Origin of the sequence: Nonomuraea sp. NPDC005692, assembly GCF_040631115.1 — a bacterium.
GTDB lineage: Bacteria > Actinomycetota > Actinomycetes > Streptosporangiales > Streptosporangiaceae > Nonomuraea.
Genome location: NZ_JBEXYU010000029.1, coordinates 131,243 through 145,547 on the forward strand (window position 1 = coordinate 131,243; position 14,305 = coordinate 145,547).

Below are 14,305 nucleotides of genomic sequence, written 5' to 3' on the forward strand. Positions count from 1 at the left end.
GCTCACTTCGGCCAATCCAGACGTTTCAGGCAGGTCATCAACACGCGTGCGAAGAAGGGGACGTTCTCCGCGCTGAGCAGGTTGTAGTGATCGCCCGGAGTCCCGGCGACGTGAACCGTGCCGTTCAGCGTCTCCGCCCACCCCAGGTCTCCCGGCAGGTTCCCCCAGCCGGTCTCGTCCTCCGCCCGTATCTGGACGACCGGGCACCCCAGCCGGGCAGGCGGCGTCCAAGGAGCCCGGATCGCTGCCAGATGCCAGGAGTAGGCGGAAAGGAACGGCTGGAGATCGTCCATGGTCAGCGACGGGAGCCGATGCCGCTCGCGCAGGACGCGCAGCACCAGGTCCCACGACTCCTCAGGAGAGGAAGCCGACGCGATGGCCCGCTCGTCCTCCGCCGAGAGCTCGAAGAGCCCTGCCAGCTCCTTGCTCCGCGTCCGCTCCGTACGCGCCAGCACCTCGGGAGGAGCGGAGTCGATCAGGATGACCCCTGACACGGTGCGGCCCGCCGCCTCCAGCCGCACGGCCAGCTCCACCGCGACGGTGCCGCCGAAGGACCACCCGGCCAGGACGACGTCGCCGAACGGCTGCCGCAGCAACTGATCGGCGTACACCTCCGACAGGGCCGCCACCGAACAGGGCGTGTCGTCGTCCGGCTGGGCGTTCTCGAAGGCCAGCAGGGAAAAGCCGCCCGGCAGGTACGGCGGCAGCCGCCGGAACGCCGAGGCCATTCCGCTCGCGGGGTGGACCAACGCCAGCGCCGCAGGGCCGTCGCAGACCAGGGTGTGGAGGTTCCCCTCCTGCTCGCCGAAGGTCATGACCCGGGCGTGTCGAGGAGCCGGGCCATCGCCTTGATGGTGGGATCGCGCACGGCGGCCTTGAGCGTGAGCCGGTCATGACCCTCCGCGCGCAGAATGCTCACCACCCGCGCCAGCGCCAGCGAGTGACCCCCCACGGTGAAGAAGTCGGCCTCCGGGCTGGGCCAGTCCGTTCCCAGCAGTTCCAGCCAGACGCGTGCCACCACGCGCTCTGCCGGCGAATAGTCCCGCTCAGGGTCGACCTGGGCGGCGTGCTCCATCATGGTCAGCAGCCGCTGCTCGTCGAGCTTGCCCGTGGGCGTATGGGGGAAGGCCGCCACCCGCGTCACCGTCGGCATGAAGGCCGCCGGCAGTTCTCGCCGCAGATGGGCGGTCATCTCCTCGCTCGCGATCGCGCCGGTGTAGAACAGGTGCAGCGCCGCCTCACCGCGGTCGCTCACCAGCACCGTGGCACGGGTGCCGGTGAGCCTCTCGGCGACCATCTCGAGCTCCTGCGGGTCCACCCGCCACCCGCGGATCTTGACCTGCCGGTCCTTCCTGCCGCTGAGACGAAGGCGTCCACCGGAAAGCAATCCCAGGTCACCCGTACGATAGGCGGGAATCTCCCGGCCGCCCACGCTCATGGTCCCGAACGGGACGACGACGCCGTCCTCCAGGTAGCCCCGGGCGACACCGGGCCCTGCCAGCCACACTTCACCGGGAAACCCCTCGGGCAACGGGGACGCCCACCGATCCGCGACGACCACGTGGGCGCCCGCCACGCCCGCCCCGACGTCGATCGCGCGGTCCGGAGCCACCCGGCCCGCGGTGGCGGTGGCGGTGGCCTCCGTCGGCCCGTACAGGTTCCACACCTCGGTGTGGGGGAACCGCTCGGCGGTCCGCTCGAGGAGCCGCGGCGAGACCGGCTCGCCGCCGAGCAGCAGCCGGGCGAGGGGCGGCTCCGCCTCTGCCGCGAATTCGTCGAGCAGGGCGGACCAGTAGCTCGGCACGCAGTTGAGATCGAAGGCCGTCTCGTAGGCGGCGAGTTCCTCGGCGACGCCGCCCAGATCCGTACGCTGCACGTCCAGGAGCGTTGTCGTGCCGCCGGCGTACTGGGGGCCGAGGAACTGCTTGAGCCCGGCGTCGAAGATGGGGGCCGCCACCCAGGGCATGACCCGCTCGCCGATGTGCAGGTCCCGGGCGATCCCGTCAAGGTAGTTGTCGAGATTGCCGCGGGTGACCGCGACGATCTTCGGCGTGCCCGTCGAGCCCGACGTACGCATGAGGTACGCCAGGTCGTCCGGCCGGCAGCGCTCCGGCGGCCTCGCGGAACCGTCCGGCCCCTGCGAGAGGTCGATCGCACGGGGGTGGAGCGCCGCGGCGATCTCGGCGAGGCCACCCTGGTGCAGGAGGATTGCCGCCTTCGTGTTCTCCAGGGCGTCCTTGAGTCTCTTCCGCGGTTCCTCGGGCGACAACGGCAGGACCGTCGCGTTGAGCCACAACACCGACAACCAGCCCACGAGCAGGTCCAGGCTGTTGTCCGCGAGCACGCCGACGACCGATCCGGGCGGTGTGTCGCCCAGTGCCGTGACGGTGCGCGCGATGCGCTGCCGGAGCTCCCGCCGGGTGACGCGCCGGGTCCCGGCGGCGAACGCGACCTTCTCCGGCCCCTGCGCGGCGTGCTCGTGCACCAGTGCGCAGAGGTCGCCGGGCTTGCCGCTCACGGGAACGTCGAGCGTCTCTCGCAGCACGGCGGTCCGCGCGGGAGAGAGCAGGGTGGTCTGGCCGCACGTGCCGTCCGGGTCGGCGAGGATCGCCGTCAGAGCGTTGTGCCAGGCCTCGAGGAGTGCTTGGAGTCGCTCCCCCGTCCGGGCGTGCAGGGATCCGGCTTCCAGGACGGGGCGGCCGTCGCGGGATGCGAGCCGCAGCGTGACCGCCTGATGAACGCCCAGGCACCACTCCTCCGAGCGCCATCCCGGAGGGAGCCGCCAGCCGTCACCGGGCTCGAAGACGAGCGCCGGGCGCGGGCCCGCGGAGTGCAGGGCGGCGCCTCCGGCCATCGCCACGTGTCCGGCCAGCCGTTCGGACTGGCTGCGGATGGCATCCCGCAGCGGCTGCTCGGGGGCGAGCTCGGGCACGTCCGGCAGGATCTGGCTGAACGCGCCGATGTGACCTTCCAGGCCGAGGGTCGGCCGCGCGTCGCACACGCGGCCGAGCAGCGGTTCCGCGGAGAGCCGGCAGAGCACCGCCGACAGCGCGAGATAGGCGACGTCGTCCGCGGCGACCTCCCACTTCTGGGCGACCGAGCACAGACTCGACCCGATGTCCGAATCGAGTTCCAGGACGGCGATGCGCGGTCGGGACGCACCGTCCGCAGCCTCGGCCAGGTGGAGCGGGTCGTGTCCGGAACGGCTGGGCACCCGCCGCCAGTAGGCGTCCTCCTCCGTGAGTTCACCCTCCTTGGCCATCTGCGCGTAGGCGGTGACGATGGCGGCGAACCGCTCGGATTGATCGGCGTCCGGTGCCTGCCCACCGGCCGCCGCCGCGACGAGCGCCCGCAGGGAGATCGGGTCGACCATCCCCCAGTCTCCGGTCAGGCGCAGCCGGGAGCCGGAGCTCGACGGCTCCAGCCTGAGCGTGAGCGCGCCCGAGGCGATCTCGACGACGTCCTGGGGACCGTTGTGCATGCGGACCGTGTCCGGCGCCTGCCGCGGCGCGCGCATCCCTGGCACCTCGCGCAGCCTCATGCGCAGGGCGGGCACGTCCTCCAGAACACGTCGCAGCCGGTCCGCGATGGCCGATGGGCGCTCTGGGGCCTCCAGAGTGAGCAGGAACGGCCGCTCGGCGTAGTGCAGGAGGGATTGCTGCGTGGGCACGAGCGGAAGCAGCGTGGCTGTTCCGTCCCGGTCGTCCGCCTCTGGCCGGTCCTGGTCCTCACGCATCGGCCGTCCTCCCCTGCAGGAACGAGTCCGCCATCTTGAGCAGGATCCTGCGCTCACCGGAGTACGGGCGCCGCCCGTGGCCACAGATCATGTTGTCGACCACGAGAAGATCCCCCTCCTGCCAGTCGAACTGCACGGCCTGCTCCTCGACGATCTCGTTGACCGTGGCGATCACGTCTCCGTCGATCTCCTCGCCGTCGCCCCAGTAGACGTTGTTCGGCCACAGCGCCTCGTCCGAGTCGTCGTCCGAGGTGGACAGCGCGGCGCGGATGTCGTCGTCCATGCGGGAGATGTGAAAGCCGTGCGCGAAGTTGAACCACACCTCCTCGCCCGTGCCGGGGTGTCGCGCGACGGCCTCCCGGCGCTCGAAGGTGCGCAGTTGGTCGTTCTCCCGCCACTCGCAGCGCCGGCCCTCGCGGGCACAGATCTCCTCCACCTCGGCCCTGCTGTCGGTCTCGTAGGAGCGCTGCCAGGTGCGGTTGTAGCCGTACCCGCGCATGTAGAGGAGCCCGCGCTCGCGGAACTGGCGGACGACGTCGTCCGGCAGCAGCCGCATGACCTTCCGGTTGTCGACGATGGGCGTCTGACCACGGTCACGGGGAGCGATGTCGCAGAAGAAGAACAGCAACATCGGCCAGTCGTTGGAGTAGCAGAACTCGCTGTGCAGGCGAATGTCCAGGGATTCCGGATATTCGCTCGCCGTGTAGGTTCCCGAGTCGACCCGGCTCCGGATCGCGGCGCCACCGCGATAGTCCACCGCCTGATCCGCGAGCCCGGTGAAGACCTTCTCGAACGACGACCGCTTCAGGCCGCGGAACAGGAGCGCGCCGTACTCGGACAGTTGCCGCCTGAGACGCGGTTTGTGCTGGGTCACCCAGTGGCCCAGATCCAGGTCTGGATCCACTTCCACGACCAGTGGCAGCCTCGCGTCGTTCAGGAAGAACTCGCGGTGCTCGGCTGCCTGAACAACGGCCTGGGCCTGTGACAAGCGGTCGAATTTGCTCACGTGTGTTCACCTCCTGGTGGCCATGAATGCTGGTCTTCGCGCCGGCGGCCTTACTCGGCCTCGCCGCCCGTGCCGCTCAGGGACGGTGTGTGCCGCTCGATGTAGGAGCAGATGGCGTCGATGGTGCGGAAATTGCCCAGATGGAGATCTGCTGCCTTGATCACGATGTCGAAGGTGTCCTCGATCCATGCCACGATCTGCAGTGCCGCCATCGAGCTCAGCCCGCCGACGTCGAACAGGTCGTCGTCGTCCCGTAGCTCGGGCGCCGCGCCGCGTTCGCGCAGGAAGCTCTTCACGGTGTCCCTCATGGCCGCCCCTTTCTAGGAGGTGTAGGAGTAGAAGCCTTCTCCGGACTTGCGTCCGAGCCGTCCGGACGCCACGTATTCGCGCAGCAGCCGGGCCGGCGCGAATTTGTCTTCGTCGCGATGGGCCGACAGCACCTCGAGGGAATACAGCACCGTGTCCAGGCCGATGAGATCCGCGGTTTCAAGAGGGCCCATCTGGTGGCCCAGGCAGCCCCGCATGAGCCTGTCGATGCTCGCGGGGTCGGCGACGCCCTCGGCCAGCAAGTGCACCGCTTCGTTCACCATCAGCATCGCGATGCGGTTCGTCACGAAGCCGGGCGAGTCGTTGACCGTCACGGTCGTCTTGCCCGCCCGGCCCAGGCACTCCCTCATGAGGGTGAGCGTCGCCGCCGAGGTGTGGACGCTCGGGATGACCTCCACGACGTTCTTGAGCGGCACCGGGTTCATCAGGTGCACCCCGATGACGCGCTCCGGGTGCTCGGTGTACGAGGCCAGCACGCCGATGGGGATCGCCGACGTGTTGGCGCCGATGGGCACCCCGGGTCTGCAGACGCCGTCGAGGAGACCCAGAACCTCCCTCTTGACATCGTGGTTCTCGGTGACGTTCTCGATCAGCCAGTCGCTGTCGCGTGCCTCGGCGAGATCGGTGCCGACCCTGACGCGGTCCAGCACCTCCGCGCCGGCGCTGAGCCGCGGGTCGATCAACCCGTACAGGCGCACGTTGGTGTTGATCTGGCGGAGCGCCGTGTCGAGTGCCTGCGTGCTCTTGTCCAGAAGAAGAACGTCCATCCCGGCGAGGGCGAAGGCGTGCGCGGCCCCTATTCCCATGGTCCCGGCACCGACGACAGCCACCCGATGACCGGTCGACGTGCTCGTCATACGTGTTCCCTTCCGGCGGCCCGGAGGGGGCCGGGCCACCTTCGCTCATCCGGTCCGTACTGGCTCAGCACGGCATAGACCAGCCGTTCCAGGCCGACGCCCACGCAGGCGGAGTGCACGGGCTCGTCGAGGCCGTGACCGCGGATCCCGAACGCGTCCGTGAAGTGGGTCTTGTGCACGTTGAAGGACGCGACGGCCAGCGAGTCCGTCGCGGTGACGTTGACCCTGAGCTCGTGCTTCAGGTCGAGCATGAGCTGCGTGTCAGCACGATTCGCGTCGGCCCCCGAGGCGAAGAAGGGGTCGTGGGCCTGCTCGCACCAGCCTGCGAGCCCGAGCTCTTCGGCCAGCGCCAGCAGGTCGGCACGCAGGACGGCCAGCGCCTGTTCGACCCGCTCCGGCGCGCCCAGGAAGACGGTCTCCCTGATGGTGAAGTCGCTCAGCCGCTCGGCCGTGCGGTGGTAGCGGGATTCGTGGCGGAAGGCCGAGCCCCGGCTGGTGACACACGTCAGTGTGCTCGGAACGCTGGAGTCGGCGAACCTGGCGAAGGTGTGGTAGCACATCGTGGGCGGCAGCACCTTCTCGACGGTGGCGGCGCTGCCGAGCAGCAACCGGCCGAGGTCGGGGCTTCCGCTCGCACGTGCCAGGCCCTCGTAGACAGGCAGCTCGCCCTTCAGCCGGGAGGCGAAGTAGACGTGCTGCGGAAACGACCCGAAGTACCCGCTGCGCTGCAGCACGGTGAGCGGCAAGGTCACCGGATACTGGTGCTCCACCGCCTCGAACGACGATGTGACCCGCGACACCACGGCCTCGTCCAGAGCGCGGTACAGGCGGATCGCGCCGTCGGCGAGGACGACCTGGCCGGGCTGCACCTCCGTGATCAGACCAGCGCGGGCGAGCGCGTCGAACCGGTGGTAGCGCAGGGTGGCCGGATCCCGGGGGGAGACCCAGAGCCGGTTCTTCGGCAGTCCCCGGAGGGGCCGGATCTCCCGGTCCACGAATGCGTCGACGAGCCCCTGGAGCCGGACCGGGTCGCATTCCTCCGGCGTCTCGACGGTCAGTGCGACAGCGGCGTGTCCGTCCTCGTACCGGATGGTGAAATCGTGGATCTGCTCGGAGATGAAGAACGTCTGCCGCCGTAGTTCCTCGATCTGCGCCTGCTCGGTGAGCGGGGGTTCGAGGCGCAGCTCGTGCGCCGTCATGAGAGGGTCCCGTCCAGGACGAGCCCGGACATCGCGGCGATCGCCGATCGCTGGATCTCCGAGGTTCCCGCGTAGATGCTGGTCGCCAGGCTGTCGCGGACCTGCCGCTCCGCCGCCGACCCCGCGAGGAAACCGGCCGCTCCCTGAAACTGCAGCAGGTCGAGTGAGGCACTCTTCAGCGCCTCGCTCACCAGGAGTTTGAGCATGCACGCCTCTTTGATCGGCACGTGTTCCTCCTTGACGCGCCAGGCCAGCTTGTACAGCAGCAGACGGGCGAGTTCCGCGTGGAGCTGGGCATCGGCGATCCGGTGACTCACCGCCTGGTTGGCAGCGATCGGCCGGCCGAACTGGCGGCGCCGGTTGCAGTGCGACACTGTCTGATCGAGCAGCCGGCGCAGCGCGCCCACCTGGGTGGCGAACATGAATCCGCGCTCCCAGACAAGCCCGGTCTGGAAGATCTGGTACGCCTTGCCGAGAGGGCCGAGCAGCGCACTGCCGGGCAGGACACAGCCGGAGAAGGTCACTTCGCCCATCGGCGTACCACCGAGCCCCATTTTCGCCAGCGGGCGCACCGACAGCCCCGGCTGGTCTTCCGGGACCAGGAAGGCGCTGATGCCGTCCGAGGCGCCCGCCTCGCCGTCCGTGCGGGCGAAGACGACGAACAGATCGGCGATGGGGGCGTTGCTGATGTAGGTCTTGCGGCCGTCGAGGACGAAGTGGTCGTCCTCGCGGCGCGCTCGTGTGGTCAGCGCGAGAATGTCCGAGCCGGCCTCTGTCTCGGTGAGGGCGTGGGCTCCGATGGCCGTGCCCTTCGCCAGGCGCGGCAGCCACTCGGCCCGCTGCTGCGCCGAGCCGTGGTCGATGACGTACGTGGTGCAGGAGAACAGGTGGTTGTTGACCGCGAACAGCAGCCCGCTGTCCGAGCAGCCCAGCCCCAGAGCCTCCAGCATCAGGGCCACGGAGACCGGATCGTGCCCGGCGCCGCCGTGGTCGGTGGGGGTCAGCCAGCCCAGCACGCCGTGAGCCGCGCACGTCTCCCACGCCGCCTTGTTGAAGACTCCCTCATCGCGAGCGTCCGAGAGCTCCTCCAACCTGTCGGCGAAGGAGCGGGTCTCCCCTACCAGGCGTCGCTGTTCTGGAGTGACAGAGAAGTCCAAGACAACCTCATTGCTCGATGTCGGAACGGGGTTCAGACGCGCCAGAGGGAGACGGACCAGGCCGCCGAAGCGCTGTTGTTCAGCACGAGTACCCGGTCGCCCGTGCTGACGTCGGGCGACTTGAGCAGGGCATCCAGGTTGGCCACCACGTCCATCGCGCCCAGGTGGCCGTATCGCTCGAACATCGCCCGACATACCGGGTGAACGGGAACACCGAGCAGATCGCTGTAGAAGTCGAAGGCCCGCACGGAGACGTTCTGCATGAGGACCGCCTTGACGTCCTGAAGGGTGACGGACGCCGCCTGAAGCACCCTTTCCGTCAAGCCGGACAGGCGCCTTCTGCTCTCCAGCGCGAGTTCGAAGGTGTACCGGGCCGGATCCGCGCATTCCTCGACCCAGCCGTGCCAGGCCACTCGTTTGTAGTCCACCCTGAACAGATCGTGGTAGCTGCCGTCGGTCTCCAGGGCATGCGACTCGAGGTACGGCCGGCCACCCCGGACCAGAGTCATGGCGAAGGCACCGTCTCCCACCACGGTCACCGGCGGCCTCACCCGGAGCCGGCCCGTCGGCTTGCTGCCGTGCGTGACCAGGATGCGCTCGCGCCCCGGGTCCGCGAGCAGCAGGTCACGGGCGAGCCCCCAGGCCGCGCTCGATCCGACACAGCCGAGCCCGTCCACCGTCAGCGCCATCCGGGCCGGCATCTTGGCTTCATGCTGGATCTTCGTCGCGTCGCTGCCGAGCAGCGTGTCGGGTGCCCGGCCCGCGACATGGAGCAGCACGTCGATCGGCCGGTCGTCGGCTGACAGCAGTCGCCTGCAGCTTTCGGCAGCCAGGTCGCCCTGCGAGAGACCAGGGATGACGCCCACCGTCTGCGCACCGCACGCCCGCAGGAAATCCTCGTCCGCCTCCGGGTCGACCTCGCCGACCGGCAACAACCGCTCCGGGAACAGGCAGTGGAGCGCGCCCAGGCCGATGTGTCCGGCGGCCGGCCGGTGTTCGTCCAACGTTACGACCCCTTCCTCATGCCTCAGCGTCCGTTCAGGACGCATAGGGCGCTCCGCGTGCTGCTAGCTGGGCGGCGCGTAGAAATCGTGCACCTCGATCGCCGTTCCCGCGCGTACCGCGTGGTCGTACACGAACCCCGCGACGGCGAGGTCGAGCACGCCGAGCCCGAACGGCGAGAAGATGCGGGGGCGGTGTGGATCGGCCGGGACCTCGGCGCTGATGACCTGCGCCAGAGTGCCGGCGATGAGCTCAGCGCCGTACCGTTCGACCGCCAGGCCGAGCGACGTGCTCTCCCGGATGGCGTGTGCCGGGTCGTCGACGATGTTCTGGGCCCGGTGCAGGACGCCGACTCCCAGGTCACGCAGTGACAGATGGAGAATCGTGTGCCTCGGGTGAACCCCGTCGGCGTCCAGGAAATGCGGCTCGGCGGCGGTGGTGGCGAACAGCATGAGGTCAGCGGCGTCGAGCGCGTCCTGGACGCTCGGCACGATCCGAACGTCCTCCTCCAGGCCGGCGCGGAAGGCCTCCGCCCGGGCCGGCACGAGATCGACGAGCACGATCTCCCGAAAGGACCAGCCGTCCGCCCGGAGATGCTGGTGGACGGCCCTCGCGATGGGTCCGCAGCCCACGATCCCGAGCACCTGTCCCTCCGTGGTCGGGTGCAGCACCCGTGCCGCGAGGGCGGCGGAGGCCGCGGTGCGCGCCGCGGAAATGGCTGACGCCTCGAGGCACGCGATGGGGAATCCGGTCCCCATGTCGTTCAGGATGATGACGGCGGAGGCACGCGGGAGTCCTGCCTCGACATTCCCGGGAAAGCTCGATATCCATTTGATCCCGGCCCGGTCCGCGCGCTCGTTCCGATCTCTGGCGGGCAACGCGATGATGCGATCTCGCGGATGATCGGGAAATCTCAGGAAGTGACTGGCCGGATTGACCGAGAAGCCGGCGGCGTACCGCAGGTAGGCAGCACGCACCACTTGCTGAACATCAGCCAGATGCGCGTCGAATACTTCCTGGACGGAGGCGCTGTGCAACACCCGAAATACGGGTGGATGACCGTTCGTACTGACTTCGGGCAGCGGACTAAGCATTGGTGGCTCGAGATGCAAATGGTGCCTCCGAAATGGGACGCAAACGTCAAGGACGGTAACTCGGCTGCTGAGAGACCGTCAAGGCTGACGCGAAGTTCCTGTTGAGCGGTCCACGTCCGCACTTACCGGGCACTGTGCGATCACATACAGTAATCTTGACTCCTTGTAATGGAGAAGCGCCTTGCCGTACCCGGCAAGGCCGGTCATGAACACGACAGTGACCATTCAGAATTGGCCGTTGACTCGCGTGGCCGTCTCGGCGATCCTGGCTGAGGCTGTGCCGGGGCCGCGCCGCCATGACATGTGGTAACCCTTGAGGGGAGGGGTTCCATCGGTTCATCGAGTAATTGAGCCGCTCGGCCGGTACGACGAGAACCTGTTCACGGGAAACCGTCGGTGCTGCGCCGTCTCCATACCCCTTCGGCAAAGCAGCCATTGGCCAAAGGAGACCTGCGTTCCGTGCTGGACATTCTGAATGACAATGTGAATCGGCTGTCATCGCGCGCGGCGGCGCACGATGCGCGGGCCTGACTCCCCTGGCCCGCCCGGCGATCCCGACGACGACAAGGGTGAGGCGGTGCCGGCCCTCGAACGCCCTGCGTCCACCGCAACCGGCCTTGGGAAGGGTCAGCGTCAGGAGCAGCAATGACCATTGTGCGCCACCCATTCGAAATCACCTCTCCTGACCTTTTCCTCGACCTGAAGGGGCTGTTCGGACGCGCGCTCTACCTGAAGATGGAGGGGCACAACGCCGCCGGCTCGATCAAGCTGCGGACGGCGCTCGCCCTGGTACAGCACGCCGAACGATCAGGACGGCTCGTCCCGGGCTCCACGATCATCGAGTCGTCCTCGGGAAACCTCGGCGTCGCGCTGGGGGTCATCGCGGCCGGCAAGGGCTACCGCTTCGTCTGCGTCACCGACGTACGCTGCAACCGCTCCACGCTCAACCTCCTGCGGGCCCTCGGGGCCGAGGTGATCCTCATCAAGGACCCCGACCCCGTCCAGGGATACCTGCTCGCACGTCTTGACTACGTGCGCTCCCGATGCGCGGCCGATCCCCGGCTCGTCTGGCTCAACCAGTACGAGAACGCCGCGAACCGCCTGGCCCACTACGAGGGCACCGCTCCGGCGATCGCGAAGGCCGTACCCGACCTCGACGTGCTGTTCGTCGGCGTGGGCACCGGCGGCACCGCGATGGGCTGCGCCCAGTACTTCAGGGAGCACCAGCCCTGGGTGCGCGTCGTCGCCGTCGACGCGGAAGGCTCCGTGACGTTCGGCGGCCCTCCCGGCTCCCGGTTCATCCCCGGTCTGGGGGCCGGCCTCACACCGCCCTTGGTGGATCGCGCGATGTTCGACGACATCGTGCACGTCTCCGAACGCGACAGCGTCGGCTGCTGCCGCCGCCTGGCCGCCAGGGGACTGCTGACAGGCGGTTCCACGGGCACGGTGGTCAGCGGGGCGCTCTCCTGGCTGGAGAACGCGGACCCCGACCGTGAGCTCGTCTCCGTGACCATCTCCCCGGATCTGGCCGACCGCTACGCCGACACGGTGTACGACGACGCCTGGGTCGAGCAGCTGCCCGACCTGAAAGCACCCTTGTGAGACGTACGTGGCTTGGAGCGTAAGGAAAGGGGCGGTGTGCGGCATGACCGACTACGACAAGGTCGACGAGAACCGCCCGCGATTTCGACGAGAGGATCCACGGTGACACGGCCCCTGCTGACCGAGGCCACCCTTCATGCTTCGTTCCTCATCGACGCGTGGGACGCCGTTCCCGAGCGCGGGGCGCCCAACGCCGTCTACGTTCGGGAGCCGGCCGACGAGACCCTCCTGGACGAGCGGCTGCGCGTCCATGCCGACCTGCACGGGAGCCGCATCGACAACAGCCGCGACCGGGCCCGGCTGGAGAAGGTCTACGGGGAGCTGAGCCGTACGGACCTGGCCATGGTCCGCATGTACGGCCTTCCCGCGCTGTCGGCCCACCGCGAGACACCGTACAGGCAGGTCGGGGCCACGTTCAACGACCCCAAGGTGCGGCATCTGGTCCAGACCGAGTGGCCGGCCGGCGGCCAGATCCTCGTCTTCCTCGACGAACTGCTCGGCAAGGACTGGCTCGAGCCGCACGAGGCCGACATCATCAACGGGCACTCCGCCGTGCTGCCGCACGCGCGCGGCATGCACGCGCTCGAACAGGTGGCGGCGGCCGGCGACCGCGCGCGGTTCCTGCGCGCGGTCGGCGGCACGGTGCACTACATCGACGGCGGAGTCGACACCGGACCGGTCATCTATGCCGAGCGGCTGCCCCGGCCGCTCGCGTTCGAGTCGTTGTGGGCGTGCAAGGCGGCGTCGTTCAAGCTGACCTTCGACCTGCTGGTCCGCCTGTGCGAACGGCTCGGCGAGGCGGACGCAGGCACGCCGGCCGGAGCCGTACAGGCCCCGCCCGCCGAACCGGCGTTCCGGCGCAGGACGTTCGACGAGGAGACCGCACGCCGTGCCGCCGCGCAGTTCCTGGAGTGGCGTGCCGAGGAGAATCTGGACCAGGTGCCATGAGGCCAGCGCCCGCCCACGTACATCAGGACAGGCTGTGGTCCTCGCTGACCGAGCTCGCAGGCTTCGGGCGATTCCACGATTCCGCCTCAGATCTGTACGGGGTGTCCAGACCGGCGCTCACGCCGCCCGACGTCGAGGCGCGGCAATGGCTGCTGCGGCAGATGACCGACGTCGGTCTCGACGTGTGGACGGACGCCGTCGGCAACCTCTTCGGACGGTACGACGGCACCGACCCTGGGATTCCCCCGCTGATGATCGGGTCTCACGTGGACAGCGTTCCGCAGGGCGGCATGTTCGACGGAGCGCTGGGTGTTCTCGCGGCGATGGAGGTCATCAGGGCCCTGCGTGAGGCCGGGCACTCCCTTCGGCGGTCCGTCGTCGTCGCCGTCTTCACCGAAGAGGAGGGCTCACGCTTCGGCACGGACATGCTCGGCAGCGCGGTGGCGGCCGGACGCATACCGCTGGAGCAGGCGCTGGCCCTGCGCGACGCCGACGGAGTGACGCTGGGCGAAGCGCTGGAGAAGACGGGCTTCGCCGGACACGGCTCGGTTCTCGCACCGCCGTACGCCTATCTGGAGGTCCACATCGAGCAGGGCCCCATCCTGAGTTCGGCGGGCGTGGACATCGGCCTGCCCACAGGCGTCCAGGCCATCTCGTGGCACGAACTGACCGTCACCGGCAAGGCCGCCCACGCCGGGGCAACGCCGGCACATCTGCGGGTGGACGCCGCGAAGACAGCCACCCGGCTGATGGCCGCGCTGTTCGAGTACGCCGCCGCCCGGCAGGACGGCGGGCTCATGATGACCGTGGGACGCATGCGCCTCGAACCCGGTGTGACGAACATCGTGCCGCGGCTGGCCAGTTTCACGGTGGACCTGCGGGCGCCGGACGACGGGCTGGTCACCGACGCGGAGGCTCACCTGTCCGGACTCGTCGAGCGGGAGGGACAGGACGGGCCCGCGGCCGCTCTGCGGCGGCTCGCGCGTACACAGCCGGTCCCGTTCTCCGAGCCCCTGCGGCGTCTGGTCGCCGACGTCGCCGGCACCCTCGGGTACTCCCGTCGTTCCCTGATCTCCGGGGCGGGTCACGACGCTCAGGAGATGGCCGCACTCTGCCCGTCCGCCATGATCTTCGTGCCTGGTCTGTACGACGGGATCAGCCACACCCCGCGGGAGTACTCCGATCCGGCCGCCTGCCACAAGGCCACGAACCTGCTGGCGCACGTCGTGACCGCCCTGTGCGGCGACGACGATCGCAGCGCTCTCGCCTGACCACGAGACATCGCGGATGTGTGCCGGCGGCGGGCCAGATCCGAGAAGGGACACGCAACAATGAAGTTATCGCGGAGCGGCCAGAAGATGTCCGACATGTCGGGCC

Annotated in this window: 12 protein-coding genes; 3 read left to right on the forward strand and 9 right to left on the reverse strand. The window is 69.0% G+C overall.

What is annotated here, in order from left to right:
- Positions 1 to 2: 2 nt before the first annotated feature.
- From ABZ459_RS40335 to sbnB, 9 genes are all read right to left on the reverse strand, one after another.
- A complete protein-coding gene (locus ABZ459_RS40335) occupies positions 3 to 815 on the reverse strand; it encodes an alpha/beta fold hydrolase (RefSeq protein WP_357982449.1) in 813 nt (270 codons plus the stop codon).
- On the reverse strand, positions 812 to 3,736 hold the full coding sequence (locus tag ABZ459_RS40340) for an AMP-binding protein (RefSeq protein WP_357982452.1): 2,925 nt from the start codon (positions 3,734 to 3,736) through the stop codon (positions 812 to 814). Before ABZ459_RS40340 ends, ABZ459_RS40335 begins: the two co-directional genes overlap by 4 nt.
- The gene (locus tag ABZ459_RS40345) at positions 3,729 to 4,742 is read right to left on the reverse strand and encodes a TauD/TfdA family dioxygenase (RefSeq protein ID WP_357982455.1); all 1,014 of its coding nucleotides are present in this window, start codon (positions 4,740 to 4,742) and stop codon (positions 3,729 to 3,731) included. The genes ABZ459_RS40340 and ABZ459_RS40345 overlap by 8 nt, the downstream gene beginning before the upstream one ends.
- 50 nt (positions 4,743 to 4,792) lie before the next feature.
- Positions 4,793 to 5,050, reverse strand: coding sequence for a phosphopantetheine-binding protein (locus ABZ459_RS40350; protein WP_357982459.1), 258 nt, complete (start codon positions 5,048 to 5,050; stop codon positions 4,793 to 4,795).
- 12 nt (positions 5,051 to 5,062) lie between these two features.
- Complete coding sequence (locus ABZ459_RS40355) at positions 5,063 to 5,926, reverse strand: 3-hydroxyacyl-CoA dehydrogenase family protein (RefSeq protein ID WP_357982462.1); 864 nt, start codon at positions 5,924 to 5,926, stop codon at positions 5,063 to 5,065.
- Positions 5,923 to 7,125, reverse strand: coding sequence for a hypothetical protein (locus ABZ459_RS40360; protein ID WP_357982465.1), 1,203 nt, complete (start codon positions 7,123 to 7,125; stop codon positions 5,923 to 5,925). The genes ABZ459_RS40355 and ABZ459_RS40360 overlap by 4 nt, the downstream gene beginning before the upstream one ends.
- The gene (locus ABZ459_RS40365; RefSeq protein ID WP_357982468.1) at positions 7,122 to 8,282 is read right to left on the reverse strand and encodes an acyl-CoA dehydrogenase family protein; all 1,161 of its coding nucleotides are present in this window, start codon (positions 8,280 to 8,282) and stop codon (positions 7,122 to 7,124) included. The genes ABZ459_RS40360 and ABZ459_RS40365 overlap by 4 nt, the downstream gene beginning before the upstream one ends.
- 32 nt (positions 8,283 to 8,314) lie before the next feature.
- On the reverse strand, positions 8,315 to 9,286 hold the full coding sequence (locus ABZ459_RS40370) for a 3-oxoacyl-[acyl-carrier-protein] synthase III C-terminal domain-containing protein (RefSeq protein ID WP_357982472.1): 972 nt from the start codon (positions 9,284 to 9,286) through the stop codon (positions 8,315 to 8,317).
- Between the two features lie 63 nt (positions 9,287 to 9,349).
- Positions 9,350 to 10,324 (reverse strand): 2,3-diaminopropionate biosynthesis protein SbnB, encoded by a 975-nt coding sequence (gene sbnB / locus ABZ459_RS40375; RefSeq protein ID WP_357982475.1) that lies wholly within the window; start codon positions 10,322 to 10,324, stop codon positions 9,350 to 9,352.
- Positions 10,325 to 11,023: 699 nt separating this feature from the next.
- On the opposite strand from sbnB, the gene sbnA reads away from it, so the two are divergent.
- The 3 genes from sbnA to ABZ459_RS40390 all read left to right on the forward strand — a co-directional run bounded on the left by sbnA (position 11,024) and on the right by ABZ459_RS40390 (position 14,199).
- Complete coding sequence (gene sbnA, locus ABZ459_RS40380; RefSeq protein ID WP_357982478.1) at positions 11,024 to 11,980, forward strand: 2,3-diaminopropionate biosynthesis protein SbnA; 957 nt, start codon at positions 11,024 to 11,026, stop codon at positions 11,978 to 11,980.
- Between the two features lie 102 nt (positions 11,981 to 12,082).
- Positions 12,083 to 12,928 (forward strand): formyltransferase family protein, encoded by an 846-nt coding sequence (locus tag ABZ459_RS40385; RefSeq protein WP_357982481.1) that lies wholly within the window; start codon positions 12,083 to 12,085, stop codon positions 12,926 to 12,928.
- Complete coding sequence (locus tag ABZ459_RS40390) at positions 12,925 to 14,199, forward strand: Zn-dependent hydrolase (protein ID WP_357982484.1); 1,275 nt, start codon at positions 12,925 to 12,927, stop codon at positions 14,197 to 14,199. Before ABZ459_RS40385 ends, ABZ459_RS40390 begins: the two co-directional genes overlap by 4 nt.
- Positions 14,200 to 14,305: the final 106 nt, after the last annotated feature.